Source organism: Microbispora bryophytorum (assembly GCF_006874465.1).
Taxonomy (GTDB): Bacteria; Actinomycetota; Actinomycetes; order Streptosporangiales; family Streptosporangiaceae; genus Microbispora; species Microbispora bryophytorum.
In genome coordinates this window covers 100,521-115,561 of record NZ_VIRL01000002.1, presented here as the reverse complement: position 1 = coordinate 115,561, position 15,041 = coordinate 100,521, and the positions used below count along the sequence as shown (strand labels likewise).

At 70.4% G+C, this 15,041-nt stretch carries 14 protein-coding genes; 8 read left to right on the top strand and 6 right to left on the bottom strand.

Annotated elements, in window-relative coordinates; translation table 11 throughout:
- Positions 1 to 32: 32 nt before the first annotated feature.
- Entirely contained in the window at positions 33 to 731 is a 699-nt protein-coding gene (locus FLX07_RS04760; RefSeq protein WP_142568218.1) for a TetR/AcrR family transcriptional regulator, read from the top strand.
- A 414-nt stretch (positions 732 to 1,145) separates the two neighbouring features.
- Entirely contained in the window at positions 1,146 to 2,633 is a 1,488-nt protein-coding gene (locus FLX07_RS04755; RefSeq protein ID WP_189104950.1) for a SulP family inorganic anion transporter, read from the top strand.
- 235 nt (positions 2,634 to 2,868) lie between these two features.
- On the opposite strand, the gene leuA is transcribed toward FLX07_RS04755, so the two are convergent.
- A complete protein-coding gene (gene leuA / locus FLX07_RS04750) occupies positions 2,869 to 4,593 on the bottom strand; it encodes a 2-isopropylmalate synthase (protein WP_142568216.1) in 1,725 nt (574 codons plus the stop codon).
- A gap of 286 nt (positions 4,594 to 4,879) precedes the next feature.
- Between leuA and FLX07_RS04745 the strand changes: the two genes are divergently transcribed.
- The 3 genes from FLX07_RS04745 to FLX07_RS04735 all read left to right on the top strand — a co-directional run bounded on the left by FLX07_RS04745 (position 4,880) and on the right by FLX07_RS04735 (position 7,553).
- Positions 4,880 to 5,125: a DUF2630 family protein gene (locus FLX07_RS04745; protein WP_142568215.1), complete on the top strand. Its 246-nt coding sequence runs from the start codon at positions 4,880 to 4,882 to the stop codon at positions 5,123 to 5,125.
- Between the two features lie 76 nt (positions 5,126 to 5,201).
- Positions 5,202 to 6,302, top strand: coding sequence for a GNAT family N-acetyltransferase (locus tag FLX07_RS04740; RefSeq protein ID WP_142568214.1), 1,101 nt, complete (start codon positions 5,202 to 5,204; stop codon positions 6,300 to 6,302).
- 204 nt (positions 6,303 to 6,506) lie between these two features.
- Positions 6,507 to 7,553 carry an alpha/beta fold hydrolase gene (locus tag FLX07_RS04735; RefSeq protein WP_142568213.1) on the top strand — a complete coding sequence of 349 codons (1,047 nt, stop codon included), beginning with the start codon at positions 6,507 to 6,509 and terminating at the stop codon, positions 7,551 to 7,553.
- Positions 7,554 to 7,791: 238 nt separating this feature from the next.
- Here the strand turns inward: FLX07_RS04735 and urtE are convergent, their stop codons facing one another.
- The 5 genes from urtE to urtA are packed head-to-tail and all read right to left on the bottom strand — an operon-like array spanning position 7,792 to position 12,396.
- Complete coding sequence (gene urtE / locus FLX07_RS04730) at positions 7,792 to 8,484, bottom strand: urea ABC transporter ATP-binding subunit UrtE (RefSeq protein ID WP_142568212.1); 693 nt, start codon at positions 8,482 to 8,484, stop codon at positions 7,792 to 7,794.
- On the bottom strand, positions 8,471 to 9,262 hold the full coding sequence (urtD, locus tag FLX07_RS04725; RefSeq protein ID WP_167748125.1) for an urea ABC transporter ATP-binding protein UrtD: 792 nt from the start codon (positions 9,260 to 9,262) through the stop codon (positions 8,471 to 8,473). Before urtD ends, urtE begins: the two co-directional genes overlap by 14 nt.
- Positions 9,259 to 10,311 (bottom strand): urea ABC transporter permease subunit UrtC, encoded by a 1,053-nt coding sequence (gene urtC, locus FLX07_RS04720; RefSeq protein ID WP_142568211.1) that lies wholly within the window; start codon positions 10,309 to 10,311, stop codon positions 9,259 to 9,261. The genes urtD and urtC overlap by 4 nt, the downstream gene beginning before the upstream one ends.
- Positions 10,308 to 11,162, bottom strand: coding sequence for an urea ABC transporter permease subunit UrtB (urtB, locus tag FLX07_RS04715; protein ID WP_142568210.1), 855 nt, complete (start codon positions 11,160 to 11,162; stop codon positions 10,308 to 10,310). The genes urtC and urtB overlap by 4 nt, the downstream gene beginning before the upstream one ends.
- A gap of 7 nt (positions 11,163 to 11,169) precedes the next feature.
- A complete protein-coding gene (urtA, locus tag FLX07_RS04710; protein ID WP_142568209.1) occupies positions 11,170 to 12,396 on the bottom strand; it encodes an urea ABC transporter substrate-binding protein in 1,227 nt (408 codons plus the stop codon).
- Between the two features lie 182 nt (positions 12,397 to 12,578).
- On the opposite strand from urtA, the gene FLX07_RS04705 reads away from it, so the two are divergent.
- The 3 genes from FLX07_RS04705 (at position 12,579) to FLX07_RS04695 (ending at position 15,040) form a co-directional block, all read left to right on the top strand.
- Entirely contained in the window at positions 12,579 to 12,881 is a 303-nt protein-coding gene (locus tag FLX07_RS04705; RefSeq protein WP_142568208.1) for an urease subunit gamma, read from the top strand.
- 103 nt (positions 12,882 to 12,984) lie between these two features.
- On the top strand, positions 12,985 to 13,329 hold the full coding sequence (locus FLX07_RS04700) for an urease subunit beta (protein WP_142568207.1): 345 nt from the start codon (positions 12,985 to 12,987) through the stop codon (positions 13,327 to 13,329).
- Positions 13,322 to 15,040, top strand: coding sequence for an urease subunit alpha (locus FLX07_RS04695; RefSeq protein ID WP_142568206.1), 1,719 nt, complete (start codon positions 13,322 to 13,324; stop codon positions 15,038 to 15,040). The genes FLX07_RS04700 and FLX07_RS04695 overlap by 8 nt, the downstream gene beginning before the upstream one ends.
- Position 15,041 lies beyond the last annotated feature (1 nt).

The following is a 15,041-nucleotide window of genomic DNA, read 5'->3' as shown; positions in this document are numbered from 1 at the left end:
TAATCGCTCAGGTGCTCTGATAACCTGGCCGTATGAACGCGAGCCGTACCGCGCGGGAGCGGGTGAGAGCGGAGCTGATCAGGGAGATCACGGACATCGCCCGGCGGCAGCTGGCGACCGAGGGGGCCGTGGGCCTGTCCCTGCGGGCGGTGGCCCGGGAGATGGGGATGGTCTCCTCGGCGATCTACCGTTATTTCCCCAGTCGCGACGACCTGCTGACAGCGCTGATCATCGACGGATACAACGCCCTCGGGGAGGCCGTCGAGCACGCTGACGCCGCCTGCGCGCGCGACGACTTCGCCGGACGCTGGCTCGCCGTGTGCCGGGCCGTGCGCACGTGGGCCCTGGCCCATCCGCACGAGTACGCCCTGCTGTACGGCTCACCCGTGCCGGGCTACGCCGCCCCGCAGGACACCGTCGCGGCGGCGGTGCGGGACACGGCCGTGTACGGACGGATCGTCGCCGAGGCCCACCGAGCCGGCAGGCTCACCCCTCCCCCGATCTGCCCGCCGCCGCCCGCGATCATGGCGGAGGACGCCGAGGTCGTGCGGTCACTGATCCCGGACGTGCCGGACGACGTGGTCACGCGGGCGATCGTCGCCTGGACGGGCCTGTTCGGGATGGTCAGCTTCGAGCTCTTCGGTCAGTTCAACAACACGATCACCCACCGCGCCGAGCTGTTCGACCACAACATGACCTGCCTGGCCCGCCTCCTGGGCCTGCCCGAGTAGGCGGCCTCCGGCAGCCGGACGTTCGCCGGCGTCGAGGGCCGGTTCGCAGGGTGAGATCTTTCTCACGCCTCCTGCGCGCAAGAGGCTTACCTCACGTAACTGTAAGTTGGACGGATGTGCTCACAGCCTCGACGTGGGCCGCGTCCCCTGGCTCATGGCAGTGCCAGGTCTCCTCACTCACGCTCCTTCCGGGGGATCCGATCGTGCGCGTCCAGCTTGTCCGTCCGTACGCCGGCCTGGACGGCGCCCGGTAGCCCTCCGCGGCACCCGTCGTCGCAACAGGGCGCCGCCACTCCTGCCGCGCGCCACGTCTGATCCCGTCTCAGCGCGCGACGACCCCCTTGCCTTGCCGCACGCCTGTGTGCACCTGACCTTTTGTCCTGGATTGGCACTGTCTTGTCTCTTCACCCCTGGGTGGTCGCCGGCCGTCTCGACCCCCGCGACGCGCTTCGCGCGTTCACCCCCCGGGTCCTGCGCACCGAGCTGCTCTCCGGCCTGGTCGTCGCGCTCGCCCTGATCCCCGAGGCGATCTCGTTCTCGGTCATCGCCGGCGTCGACCCCCGTATCGGCCTGTTCGCGTCGTTCACCATGGCGGTCACGATCGCCGTGGTCGGCGGCCGCCCGGCGATGATCTCGGCCGCCACCGGCGCGATCGCCCTGGTCGTCGCCCCGCTCGCGCGGGAGCACGGGCTGGGCTACCTGATCGCCACCGTCATCCTCGGCGGCCTGTTCCAGGTCGTGCTCGGCGCGCTCGGGGTGGCCCGGCTGATGCGGTTCGTGCCGCGCAGCGTGATGGTCGGCTTCGTCAACGCCCTGGCCGTCCTCATCTTCATGGCCCAGGTGCCCGAGTTGGTCGACGTACCGTGGGCGGTCTATCCGCTGGTCGCCGCCGGCCTGGTGCTGATGGTCCTGTTCCCGAGGATCACCCGGGTGGTTCCCGCGCCGCTGGTGTCCATCGCGATCCTCACCGCCGTCACCCTGGGCGCCGGTCTGGCCGTGCCCACCGTCGGAGACAAGGGCAGCTTGCCGTCCTCGCTCCCCGTCCCCGGTCTGCCCGACGTGCCCTTCACGCTCGGCACGCTCACCCTCATCGCGCCCTACGCGCTCGCCTTCGCGCTGGTCGGCCTGATGGAGTCGCTCATGACCGCCAAGCTGGTCGACGACATCACCGACACCCGCTCCGGCAAGACCCGCGAGTCCATCGGGCAGGGCATCGCCAACATCGTCACCGGACTGTTCGGCGGCATGGGCGGCTGCGCGATGATCGGTCAGACGATGATCAACGTGAAGAACGGCGGCGCCCGCACCCGGCTGTCGACCTTCGCCGCCGGCGTCTTCCTCATGGTGCTCTGCATCGCCTTCGGTCCCTGGGTCTCGAAGATCCCGATGGCCGCTCTCGTCGCGGTGATGGTCCTCGTGTCGTTCGGTACCTTCGACTGGCACTCGATCGCCCCGGCCACGCTGCGGCGCATGCCGTACGGCGAGACCGTCGTCATGGTGACGACGGTCGCCGTCGTCGTCGCCACCCACAACCTGGCGATCGGCGTCGTCGTCGGCAGCATCGCCGCGATGGTGATCTTCGCACGGCGGGTGGCACACCTGGCCAACGTCACCGCCTGCCTCGACCCGGACGGCAAGCAGGTCGTCTACGCCGTCACCGGCGAACTGTTCTTCGCCTCCAGCAACGACCTGGTCTACCAGTTCGACTACAGCGGCGATCCCGGCGACGTCGTCATCGACCTGACCGACGCGCACATCTGGGACGCCTCCTCGGTCGCCGCCCTCGACGCGGTGGAGAACAAGTACGCCGCGCGCGGCAAGAAGGTCACCGTCGTCGGGCTCAACAAGCCCAGCGCCGAACTCCACAAGACCTTGGCCGGGCAGCTCACCGGCGGCCACTGACGCCCTGAGGTCGGCGGAAGGCGTGGCCGTCCCCGCCGGTCCCGGATGGCCTCGCCCACGTCGCCGTCGAGGGGTGGACATGCGAAAGGCGGCAGTCGGGGATCTCCCGGGTGCCGCCTTCCGCATATTCACAACAGCCTTTTGGGCTGGTCTGGGTGGACGCTTGCGCTTTTGTGCAAGGTCACGGGCAGTGAGACCGCAGGTCCTGCGGCACCACCGCGAGATTCAGAGGCTGTCAGGGGCGGGTGGCGCGGTTGACGGCGGAGATGATGGCCTTGAGCGAGGCGCTCGTCGTGTTCGCGTCGATGCCGACGCCCCACAGGACCTGCGTGCCGTCCGGCCCGCCGACCTCGCACTCCACGTACGACGCGGCCTTGGCGTCGGCGCCCGCGCTCATCGCGTGCTCGGTGTAGTCGAGGACCCGCACGGGCACGCCGATGCCCTCCAGCGCGTCGCAGAAGGCGGAGATGGGGCCGTTGCCGACGCCCTCGATCTCCCGGATCTGGCCGTCGACCCGCACGTCGGCGTTGATCGCGTCCTTGTCGTCCACGGCGGAGGTGTGCCGGTGGGCCAGCAGGCCCAGCCGGCCCCAGGGGCTCGCCGGGTTCGGCAGGTACTCGTCGGCGAACCGCTCCCACATCTCGCCGGCCGTGACCTCTCCGCCTTGGGCGTCCGTACGGGCCTGGATGACGCGGGAGAACTCGATCTGCAGGCGGCGCGGCAGGTCGAGCTGGTGGTCGGCCTTCATGATGTAGGCGACGCCGCCCTTGCCCGACTGGCTGTTGACGCGGATCACGGCCTCGTACGTGCGGCCGATGTCCTTGGGGTCGATCGGCAGATACGGCACGGCCCAGGTGTACTCGTCGACCGGCACGCCCGCGGCGGCCGCGTCGCGCTCCAGGTGCTCCAGGCCCTTCTTGATGGCGTCCTGGTGGGAGCCGGAGAAGGCCGTGTAGACCAGCTCGCCGCCCCACGGGTGGCGGGGGTGCACGGGGAGCTGGTTGCAGTGCTCGACCACGCGCCGGATCTCGTCCATGTCCGAGAAGTCGATCTCCGGGTCGATGCCCTGCGAGAAGAGGTTCATCCCCAGCGTGACCAGGCAGACGTTGCCGGTCCGCTCGCCGTTGCCGAACAGGCAGCCCTCGATGCGGTCGGCGCCGGCCATGTAGCCCAGCTCGGCGGCGGCGACGGCGGTGCCGCGGTCGTTGTGCGGGTGCAGGGACAGCACGATCGAGTCCCGGTAGGCCAGGTTGCGGTGCATCCACTCGATCTGGTCGGCGTACACGTTGGGGGTGGCCATCTCGACCGTCGCCGGCAGGTTGAGGATCACCTTGTGGTCGGGGGTGGGCTGCCACACGTCGTTGACAGCGTTGCAGACCTCGACGGCGTACTCCAGCTCGGTGCCGGTGAAGGACTCGGGCGAGTACTGGAAGTAGATCTCCGTGCCCTCCGTCTCGGCCGCCAGCTTCTTGCACAGCTTGGCGCCCTCGACGGCGATCGCCGTGATGCCGTCCCTGTCCTGGCCGAACACGACCCGGCGCTGGAGAGTGGAGGTGGAGTTGTAGAGGTGGACGATCGCCTGTCGGGCGCCGCGCAGCGACTCGAAGGTCCGCTCGATCAGCTCGGGCCGGGCCTGCGTCAGCACCTGGATGACCACGTCGGAGGGGATGCGCTCCTCCTCGATGATCTGGCGGACGAAGTCGTAGTCGGTCTGCGACGCGGCCGGGAAGCCGACCTCGATCTCCTTGTAACCCATCCGGACCAGCAGGTCGAACATCTTCAGCTTGCGGTCGGCGTCCATCGGGTCGATCAGCGCCTGGTTGCCGTCGCGCAGGTCCACGGCGCACCAGCGGGGCGCCTCGGTGATGACCTTGTCGGGCCAGGTGCGGTCGGTCAGCCGTACGGGCTCGAACGGCGTGTAGCGATGGAAGGGCATCGGGCTGGGCTGCTGCTGATTCATGTATCGCTCCTCGTCGGGCGCACGGCGAACCCCGGGTACGACGTTGCCGTCGAATCATTGGGAAGGGGGCGCCGTTGGAAGAAACCAGGGCGGCCGACGCGCATGCCTCTCGCACCGCGACGAGGGAGCCGGCCTCTTACAGGCCCTCGCCGCGGCGGATAAGAAGGAGTCCGCGCAGCATGTCAAGCACCCTAGCAGACGCCTTCGACCGGCCGAGACACCCGATCACATGTCGAGACGGAGCTCCAGGTTAGGGTGACTCGTGACGAAGGGCGAAGGAGGCCAGATGAAGGACGACGACATCCTCAAGCGCATCAACGAGCTGGTGGACGAGGAGCACTCCCTGCGGGAACGGCTCGTCGCGGGCGAGCTGACCTCGCAGGAGGAGCACGGCAGGATCGCCTCGCTGGAGGAGCAGCTCGACCGCTGCTGGGATCTGCTGCGCCAGCGCCGCGCCCGGCGCGACGTGGGCGAGGACCCCGACTTCGCCGCCCCCCGCCCCGTCGACGAGGTAGAGAACTACATGCAATAAAAGCCCTCACCCACCGCCGTTCCACGATGTGAAAATCAGTCGCGCTCCTGACAAGTGGTGCGGAATTCTTGTCGGCATGCAAATAACGCGCGTCGCCCCTGTCGAGAACGACGCCGAGCCGGGGGAAGACGACCCGGACGGCCCGGCGGGGCGCTCCCCTCTGGCCGGTCTGTACGGCATCGCGCGCGCCTGCGACCTTCCGGGTCCGGCGATGTCGTGGCGGCACTTCACGGCGAGCGTCCTGAGCGGGTCCGGCGGCGAGCGGGGCGAGGCGTGGGTGGCGTGCGACGGCGGCCGAACCAGCGGCGGCCAAGGCGAGCGCAGCCAGATCATCGACAGCCAGGTCGCCGGCAACCAGGTCGCCGGCGCTGACCAGGTCGCCGGTGGCCACATCCTTCACTTCCCGCAGGACGACAACACCCACCTCGCCCTGCTCCGGCTGATGACGCATCCGGACCGCAGGCGCGAGGGAATCGGCGGCGCGCTGCTCGACCACGCGATCGGCCGCGCGCGCGACGAGGGCAGGCGCGTCCTGATCGCCGAGGCCGCCGCGGACGGTCCGGGCACGGCGTTCGCCAAGGCCCGCGGATTCTCCCCCGCCTCCACGGAGACCCGGCTGGTGCTCGACCTGCGCACGGCCGACTGGTCCGGCCTCGAACTCCTCCGCGCCCGGGCCGTACGGCACGCCACGTGCTACTCCCTCGAACGGTGGGCCGGGCCGACCCCCGACGACCTGCTCGGTGACATGGCCGGCCTGACGGAGGGCATGAACGACGAGCCGCTGGGCGACCTCGCGATGGAGGACCAGCGGTGGAGCGCCGGCCGCGTGCGCGCCCGCGAGGAGATGCTCGCGCGGGCGGGCCAGCGGACGTACACGATGATCGCCCGGCACACGGCCAGCGGAGAGCCGGCGGGGTTCACCCAGCTCGTGGTGGACGCCGAGCGGCCGGAGGGATGGGCCCGCCAGAGCTCGACCACCGTCCTCGCGCCGCACCGCGGCCGGCGGCTCGGCCTGGTGCTCAAGCTCGCCAACATCACCTGGTTCCGTGCGTGCGAGCCGTCCGCCGAGCGTGTGATCACGTGGATCTCCGTCGCGAACCCCCACATGCGGGCGATCAACGAGGCGATGGGCTTCGAGGTCTTCGACACCTGGCATCAGTGGCAGCTCGACATCTGAGCACGGATACGGCCGCCGTCCGCCTGGTCGGCGGCGGCCGGCGCCTGCGCGCCACGACCGCGTCGGGCGTCCGCCCTTTCACCCGTCATTGATTCGGTGCCGGAATCCGCTGTACGAATAGCGGAGTCAAGGTGATCCAGGACGCGATCGCCGCTCTCGTCCCTCCTACGGGAATCAGCGAAGAGCCGGCGCAGGTGGAGGGTGATGAACCGCTGGACCCGCAGCAGGGGGATCATCGTCAAGGCGTCGGCCGGGCTGGTCGCAGGAGTAATCGCCGCCGCCACCGCGAGCGCCGTCTACCAGACCTACGGAGCCCGGCGTGATCGCCGCCGGTTTCCGCCCCCCGGACGGATGGTCGACGTCGGCGGCCGCCGGATCCACCTGTGGACCGCGGGCACGGGCTCGCCGGCCGTCGTCATCGTCCCCGGGCTGGGCGAGCCGGGTCTGAACTGGGCGGCGCTGTTACCCGAACTGGCCGTGGAGTCGTCGGTCGTCCTGTACGACCGCGCCGGTCTCGGGTGGAGCGACCCGTCCCCGTTGGCGGGAACGGCGCGAGGAGCCGCCCGCGACCTGTGGCGCGCGCTGGACAAGGCGGGGATCGCTCCGCCGTACGTGCTGGTGGGGCATTCGGCCGGGGGGAACATCGCCCGGCTGTTCGCGGCGGAAAGACCCGGCGCCGTGGCAGCGGTCGTCCTCGTCGATTCCAGCCATCCCGAGCAGATCCGCCTGCTGCACCGGACGAGAGCCGCCATCGCCCGGGAAATGCTCCGCTCGCGCCTCACGCCGCTGGGACTTCGGCGCCTGGCCTACGACGCCGGTTGGAGCGACCGCGCCCGCCGCGAAGCCGAGGCCCGGCGCCTGCCGACGACGCTCCTGTCCACCAGGATCGCCTTCGATCTCAGCGACCGGCAACGCCGCGCGGACCTGCGTGAGGCGGCGGCCGCGATCACCGTCAACCCCGTGCAGGTCCGCCGCCGGGCGCCGAGCCTGGGGGCGATTCCGCTCACGGTCGTCTCCGCCGGCCCCGACGAACCACCGGGCAGTGATGAAAAGGCGGTCGCGGAACAGCGCCGCTTCTACTCCGTCTGGTCTCCGCTCCAGGCCGACCTGGTACGGCTGTCCGCGAACGCCGAACACGTCGTCGCGGAGCATGCGGGGCACCACATCCACCGGGACCGGCCGGAGCTGGTCGTCAGGGTGATACTCGACCACGTCCGGCGCGTCCGGGCCGAGGCGGGGCCGGGTGGCTGACCGGCACCGGTGCGCACTCTCAGCCGACGGATCCGTTCCGGCGCCGGTGAGGCGCTCACCGCTCCGGTTCCGCGGGGGCGGAGACGACGGAGGAAGCGGTCGGCCGTGCGCAGTGCCGGGTCCGGACGGCCCCCACCGATCCGGCGGTGCGGAGCCTCCGGCGCGGCCGAAGGCGTTCACACGTGCGATCGCTTCCTCCCTTCCAGGGTAGGCGCCGGGCCGCGACCGGCGACAGGGGTCAGACGGACAACAGCCGGTGGACCTCCTCGTCCTGGAGCTCCTGTGCCGGGCCGGACCTGACGACCCGCCCGGCGTCGAGGATCACGAACCCGTCGGCCAGCCGCAGCGCGAGGTCCAGATACTGCTCCACCAGCAGGATCGCGAGGCCGGTCGCGTGCAGGCGTTCGACGGCCTCCTCGATCTCCAGGATGATCGACGGCTGGATGCCCTCGGTCGGCTCGTCCAGGATCAGCAGCTTCGGCCGGGTGACCAGGGCCCGGGCCATCGCGAGCTGCTGCTGCTGGCCGCCGGACAGGAAGCCCGCCGGCCGTTTGAGCAGCGGCTTGAGCCGGGGGAAGACCTCCAGTGCCTCCTCCAGCGCCGCCCGGTCCCGGTGTGCGGACGCCTCCAGCGTGACCAGGAGGTTGTCCACCACGCTGAGCTGGGGGAACGTGTCGTGTCCCTGCGGCACGTAGCCCATCCCGAGCCGTACGCGCTGGTCCGGGCGCAGCCGGGTGACGTCCCTGCCCTCGAACGTCACCCTCCCGCCGGTCGCCGGGATCACGCCCATGACGGTGTCGAGCAGGGTCGTCTTGCCAACCCCGTTGCGGCCCATCACACAGACGAGGCGACCGGCCGGCACCTCCAGCGAGACGCCGAAGAGCACCCGGGCCCGGCCGTACCCCGACTCCACTCCCTCAACGGACAGCATCCTCGGCACCCTCCCGCGCCCGTCCCAAGTAGATCTCCTGCACGCGCGGGTCGGCCCGCACCTGCTCGACCGAGCCCTCCGTCAGCACCCTGCCCTCGTGCAGCACGGTGACCTGGGAGGCGTAGCGACGCAGGAAGTCCATGTCGTGCTCGACCACGACCACGGTGTGGTCGCGGGCGACCTCCGTGAGCAACTCGCCGGTGCGCTCGCGCTCGCCGGAGGACATGCCGGCGACCGGCTCGTCGAGCAGCAGCAGCCGGGGCCGCTGGACGATCAGCATGCCGATCTCCAGCCATTGCCGCTGCCCGTGGGACAGCACCCCGGCTCTGCTGCCCGCCAGCCCGGCCAGGCCGGTCGTCTCCAGCGCCGCGGTGACCTCCTCCGACACCCCGCGCCTGCGCCGCAGCAGCGACCACAGCGGGCGGCGGAACGACGCGGCCAGGTCGATGTTCTCCAGCACGGTGAGCTCCTCGAAGACCACCGAGGTCTGGAAGGTGCGGCCCACGCCGAGCCGGACGATCTCGTGCTCCCTGCGGCCCACGAGATCGTGCCCCTCGAACCGCACCGAGCCCCCGGTGGGCCTGGTCAGACCCGTGATCACGTCGATGAGAGTGGTCTTCCCCGCGCCGTTCGGCCCGATGAGGAAGCGCAGCTCGCCCCGGCCGACGGTCAGGTCCACGCCGTCGAGCGCCCGGAAGCCGTCGAAGGCGACCTCCAGCCCGCGAATCTCCAGTAACGCGGTCTCCGGCAACGCGGTCTCCGGCAATGCCTCGGTCACGCCCGCGCCTCCCTTCGTCGTACGAGATTGGCGGCCAGGCCCGCGATGCCCTTGGGCGCCAGCGCCATGACGAGCACGAACAGGGCGCCCTGCAGATAGAGCCAGGCGTCCGGAAGCTCCTCGCTGAAGTACGTCCGCGCGTATCCCATGACGACCGCGCCGAGCACCGCGCCGGCCAGCGCGAACCGGCCGCCGACCGCGACCGCGACGACGAGTTCGAGCGAGGGGACGACACCGAGCAGGGCCGGCGAGATGATGCCGACCACCGGCACGAACAGCGCCCCCGCGATGCCGGCCATGCCCGCCGAGACGGCGAAGGTCAGTGTCTTCACGGTGGCCGGGTTGTAGCCGAGGAAGCGCACGCGGTCCTCGCCGTCCCTGACCGCCAGCAGCAGCCGCCCGAACCGGCTGCGGACGAGTTGCCTCGCGCCCAGGTAGAGCGCCCCGAGCACGACCGCGACGAGCAGGTAGAGGCCGCGCTGGGTCTCGTCGGCCGCCACGTCGCGGCCGAAGAAGTCGAAGAAGTTGGTCAGGCCGTTCGTGCCGCCGGTCAGCCCCTGCTGCCCGACCAGCAGGATCACCAGCGCCGCCGCCAGCGCCTGGGTGAGGATCGCGAAGTACGCCCCGCGTACGCGCTGGCGGAACACCAGCGCGCCGAGGAGCAGCGCGACCGCGGCCGGCAGCACAACGACCATGGCCAGCGCGAAGACCGGGTTTCCGAACGGCGTCCACAGCGCCGGCAGCTTCTCCACCCCGCTCCAGACCATGAAGTCGGGCAGGTCCCCGGCGGCGTCGTTGAGCTTGAGATACATGCCCATCGCGTAGCCGCCGAGGCCGAAGAACACCCCCTGCCCGAGCGTGAGCATGCCGCCCTGTCCCCAGGCGAGGCCGATGCCCAGCGCCACGATCGCGTAGCAGAGATACTTGGCCAGCAGGCCCAGGCGGAACGGCTCCAGCAGCAGCGGAGCCGCCACCAGGGCGAGCACCGCCACGGCCGTGAACACCGCGGGGCCCTGCCATCGGCGTACGGACCGCTCCGGCGCCGTCATGACAGCGCCCTCGATCGGACGAAGAACAGCCCCTGCGGCCGGACCTGCAGGAAGCCGATGATCGCCATGAAGACCACCACCTTGGCGAGGCTGGCGTCGCTCCAGAACTCGGCGTAGGAGTTCAGCAGGCCGAGGCCGGCCGCGGCCAGCACCGCGCCGCGAAGCTGGCCCAGGCCGCCCGCGACGACCACGAGGAACGCGTCCACGATGTAGTAGGTCCCGAGCGTCGGGCCGACCGGCCCGATCAGCGTGAGGGCGACCCCCGCGACCCCGGCGAGCCCGGAGCCGATGAAGAACGTCCGCTGGTCGACCCGCCCGGTGTCGATGCCGCTCGTCGCCGCGAGCCTCCTGTTCTGCATCACCGCCCGCATGCGCCGCCCTTGCCCGGTCCTGTTCATGTACGCCCAGATCGCGAGCACCGACGCAGCGGCGAGCGCCATGATGAACAGCCGGTTGTACGGCAGGATCCCGATGCCGCCGCGCAGCCAGGCGGGCGAGGCGACCTGCACGTTGGGCGCCCCGAACAGGTCCCGGGCCAGTTGCTGCAGCAGCAGGCTGACGCCCCAGGTGAGCAGCAGCGTGTCGAGCGGGCGGCCGTAGAAGCGCCGGATCAGCGTGCGTTCCAGGACCAGGCCCATGAGCCCGGCGACCACGAACGCGGCCGGGAGGGCGATCAGGAAGCCCACGCCCTGGAGCAGGTAGGCCGTGTAGGCCCCCGCCATGATGAACTCGCCGTGGGCCATGTTGACCACGCCCATCTGCCCGAACGTGAACGTCAGGCCGAGCGCGATGAGCAGCAGGACCGCTCCGATCGACAGCCCGATCGGCAGCTGGTTGAGCACTCCCTCCATGTCGGCGTCAGACCAGGCCGCCGGCCCAGGAGTACGTCTTGAGGTAGGGATCCGGCTTGATCGGTTCGCCGGAGTTCCAGACCTCCTTGATTTGGCCGTCCGGCTGGACGACCCCGATGCGCGCGGTCTTGTAGACGTGCTGGTTGTCGCCGTCGATGGTGACCTCGCCCTCGGGGCGGTCCAGGGACACGCCGCCGGCGGCCTTCTTGACGGCCTCCACCTCGCTGGTCCCGGCCTTCTTGACGGCCTCGGCCCACAGGTAGACCGCGTTGTATCCGGCCTCCATCGGGTCGGAGGTCACCTTGTCCGCACCGTACTTCGCCTTGAACGCGGCGACGAACTTCTCGTTGGCCGGGGTGTCGGTCGTCTGGTAGTAGTTCCAGGCCACCAGGTGTCCGGCGACATTGTCGACTCCGATGCCCCTGACCTCCTCCTCGGCCACGGACACCGACATGACCGGCATCTGGTCGGCGCTGATCCCGGCGCTCTTGAGCTGCTTGAAGAAGGCGACGTTGCTGTCGCCGTTCAGGGTGTTGAAGACCGCGTCCGGCTTCGCCTCGACGATCTTGTTGACGAGCGTGCTGTACTCGGTGTGCCCGAGCGGGGTGTACTCCTCGCCGAGGACCTCCATCCCGTTGGCCGCGGCGTACGCCTTGATGATTTTGTTCGCGGTTCTCGGGAAGACGTAGTCGCTGCCCACGAGGAACAGCTTCTTCTTGCCCTTCTCCTTCAGATAGTCGAGCCCGGGAACGATCTGCTGGTTGGTCGTCGCGCCCGTGTAGAAGATGTACGGCGAGCTTTCCAGTCCCTCGTACTGGACCGGGTACCAGAGCAGCGCCTTGCGCTTTTCGAAGACGGGGAGCATCGCCTTGCGGCTCGCCGACGTCCAGCCGCCGAAGACGGTGGCGACCTTGTCCTGCGCGATGAGCTTGGTGGCCTTCTCCGCGAACGTCGGCCAGTCGGAGGCGCCGTCCTCCACGACGGGCTCCAGCTTCTTGCCCAGCACGCCGCCGGCCGCGTTGATCTCCTCGATCGCGAGCAGCTCCGCGTCCCTGACCGTGACCTCGCTGATGGCCATCGTGCCGCTGAGTGAGTGAAGGATGCCCACTTTGATGGTGTCAGAGCCGCCGGACGAGGCGGCCGTGTCATTCGTGGAGGATTGCCCGGCACAGGCCGCGAGCGTCACGGCCGCGAGCGTGAACGCCGCTCCGGTGCGCCATAATGAGTTACGCAAATGCCTCTCCCTTGCCGCTACGGTCCCCGCGCCGATCCGTCTGCCGTCAAGGTGAGCGCGCGGTATTTCCCGCCGAAATCCCGGCCGTTAACAACTCATTAGCGAAGGATCACCGCCGTCCGGATACGCGTACGAAATCAGCGGGTAACGCAGGGGAAACGGCGGGTACTTATCGTCCCGCCATGCGGCTCACTCCACACGAATCCGAACGGCTCCTCATCCACGTCGCCGCGGGCGTGGCCCGCGAGCGCAAGGAGCGTGGCCTTCGCCTCAACCATCCGGAGGCGACGGCCCTCATCGCGTCCTTCCTCCTGGAAGGCGCCCGCGACGGCCGCAGCGTCGCCGACCTGATGGACGCCGGCCGCAAGGTCCTGCGGCGCGAGGACGTCATGGAGGGCGTGCCCGAGATGCTGGAGTCCGTGCAGATCGAGGCGACCTTCCCCGACGGCACCAAGCTCGTCACCGTCCACAACCCGATCACATGAGCGAGCGGAGCGAGCGAATCAGTCAGCACAGCGCGATTCGCGAATGGGTCATCTGCGCGCCTCCGGCACGACGAAACCCCGAGCCGCCAGGCGAGGGGGTGGCATGAATACGCCGAGCTTCGAGGGCGTTCCGGGCGAGATCCTGTGCGGCGAAGGCGACGTGCCGCTGAACCCCGGCAGGGAGCGGATCGTCCTGAGAGTCGTCAACACCGCCGACCGGCCCGTGCAGGTCGGGTCGCACTACCACTTCGCCGCCGCCAACCCCGGCCTGGAGTTCGACCGCGAGGCGGCCTGGGGCACCCGCCTCGACATCCCCGCGGGAACCGCGATCAGGTTCGAGCCCGGGGTGGAGCGCGACGTCACGCTGGTCCCGCTCGCGGGGAACCGCGTCGTTCCCGGCCTTCGCCCCGAGTGGGCCGGACCCCTCGACGGGAGGACCGATGTCTAGCCTCGAACGCGCCCGCTACGCCGCGCTGTACGGCCCGACCACCGGCGACCGGGTGCGCCTAGCCGACACCGACCTGTACGTCGAGGTGACCGAGGACCTGTCGATGGGGCCCGCCGGGGCCGGCGACGAGGCCGTGTTCGGCGGCGGCAAGGTCATCCGCGAGTCGATGGGGCAGGCGCGCACCACGAGAGCCGAGGGGGCCGCCGACCTCGTCATCACCGGCGCGGTGATCCTCGATCACTGGGGTGTGGTCAAGGCCGACATCGGCGTGCGCGACGGCCGGATCGCCGCCATCGGCAAGGCCGGCAACCCCGACACCATGGACGGCGTCCACCCGGACCTCGTCATCGGCCCGTCCACCGAGATCCTCGCGGCCAACGGCAAGATCGTCACGGCGGGCGCCGTCGACTCCCACGTCCACCTGATCTGCCCGCAGATCCTCGACGAGGCGCTCGCCTCGGGCGTCACCACGATCGTCGGCGGCGGCACCGGCCCCGCCGAGGGCACGAAGGCCACCACCGTGACCGGCACCTGGTATCTCGGCCGGATGCTGGAGTCGCTGGACGGCTACCCGGTCAACGTGGCCCTGCTCGGCAAGGGCAACACGGTCGGCGAGGAGGGGCTGCTCGAACAGCTCAGGGCCGGGGCGTCGGGCTTCAAACTGCACGAGGACTGGGGCACCACCCCGGCCGCCATCGACGCGTGCCTGCGGGTGTGCGACGCCACAGGGGTGCAGGTCGCCATCCACACCGACACGCTCAACGAGGCGGGGTTCGTGGAGTCGACCCTGCGGGCCATCGGCGGCCGGGCGATCCACGCCTACCACACCGAGGGCGCCGGAGGCGGCCACGCTCCGGACATCATCACGGTGGCCTCCCACGCCAACGTGCTGCCGTCGTCCACCAACCCGACCCGGCCGCACACCGTCAACACCCACCACGAGCACCTGGACATGCTCATGGTGTGCCACCACCTCAACCCCGCCATCCCGGAGGACCTGGCCTTCGCCGAGTCGCGGATCCGGCCGACGACGATGGCGGCCGAGGACGTCCTGCACGACATGGGCGCGATCTCGATGATCGGCTCGGACTCCCAGGCCATGGGCCGGGTCGGCGAGACCATCATCCGCACGTGGCAGACGGCGCACGTGATGAGGCGGCGCCGCGGGGCGCTGCCGGGCGACGGCCCGGCCGACAACCTCCGCGCCCGCCGCTACGTCGCCAAGTACACGATCAACCCCGCGATCGCACACGGCCTGGACGCGGAGATCGGCTCGGTGGAGCCCGGCAAGCTCGCCGACCTCGTCCTGTGGAGCCCGGCCTTCTTCGGGGTCAAGCCGGACCTCGTCGTCAAGGGCGGCGTCATCGCCTACGCGCAGATGGGCGACGCGAACGCGTCGATCCCGACGCCGCAGCCCGTGCTCCCCCGGCCGATGTTCGGCGCCGCCCCCGCCACCGCCGCGGCGACCTCGCTGCACTTCGTCGCGCCGCTCGCGCTGGAGGACGGCCTGGCGGACCGCCTGGCCGTGCGCAGACGGCTGGTCCCCGTGGCCGACGTACGCGCCCGGCGCAAGGACGCCATGCCCCTCAACGACGCCCTGCCGGACATCCGGGTGGACCCCGACACCTTCGCCGTCCACGTGGACGGCGAGCTGATCGAGCCCGCCCCGGCCGAGTCGCTGCCGATGGCGCAGCGCTACTTCCTGTTCTGAC

Excerpts from the sequence above, each read along its gene's own strand:
- leuA (WP_142568216.1), bottom strand. The coding sequence starts at position 4,593 with ATGAATCAGCAGCAGCCCAGCCCGATGCCCTTCCATCGCTACACGCCG.
- FLX07_RS04740 (WP_142568214.1), top strand. The coding sequence starts at position 5,202 with ATGCAAATAACGCGCGTCGCCCCTGTCGAGAACGACGCCGAGCCGGGG.
- FLX07_RS04695 (WP_142568206.1), top strand. The coding sequence starts at position 13,322 with ATGTCTAGCCTCGAACGCGCCCGCTACGCCGCGCTGTACGGCCCGACC.
- urtE (WP_142568212.1), bottom strand. The coding sequence starts at position 8,484 with ATGCTGTCCGTTGAGGGAGTGGAGTCGGGGTACGGCCGGGCCCGGGTG.
- FLX07_RS04760 (WP_142568218.1), top strand. The coding sequence starts at position 33 with ATGAACGCGAGCCGTACCGCGCGGGAGCGGGTGAGAGCGGAGCTGATC.
- urtC (WP_142568211.1), bottom strand. The coding sequence starts at position 10,311 with ATGACGGCGCCGGAGCGGTCCGTACGCCGATGGCAGGGCCCCGCGGTG.
- FLX07_RS04735 (WP_142568213.1), top strand. The coding sequence starts at position 6,507 with ATGAACCGCTGGACCCGCAGCAGGGGGATCATCGTCAAGGCGTCGGCC.
- urtB (WP_142568210.1), bottom strand. The coding sequence starts at position 11,162 with ATGGAGGGAGTGCTCAACCAGCTGCCGATCGGGCTGTCGATCGGAGCG.
- FLX07_RS04705 (WP_142568208.1), top strand. The coding sequence starts at position 12,579 with ATGCGGCTCACTCCACACGAATCCGAACGGCTCCTCATCCACGTCGCC.
- FLX07_RS04700 (WP_142568207.1), top strand. The coding sequence starts at position 12,985 with ATGAATACGCCGAGCTTCGAGGGCGTTCCGGGCGAGATCCTGTGCGGC.
- FLX07_RS04745 (WP_142568215.1), top strand. The coding sequence starts at position 4,880 with ATGAAGGACGACGACATCCTCAAGCGCATCAACGAGCTGGTGGACGAG.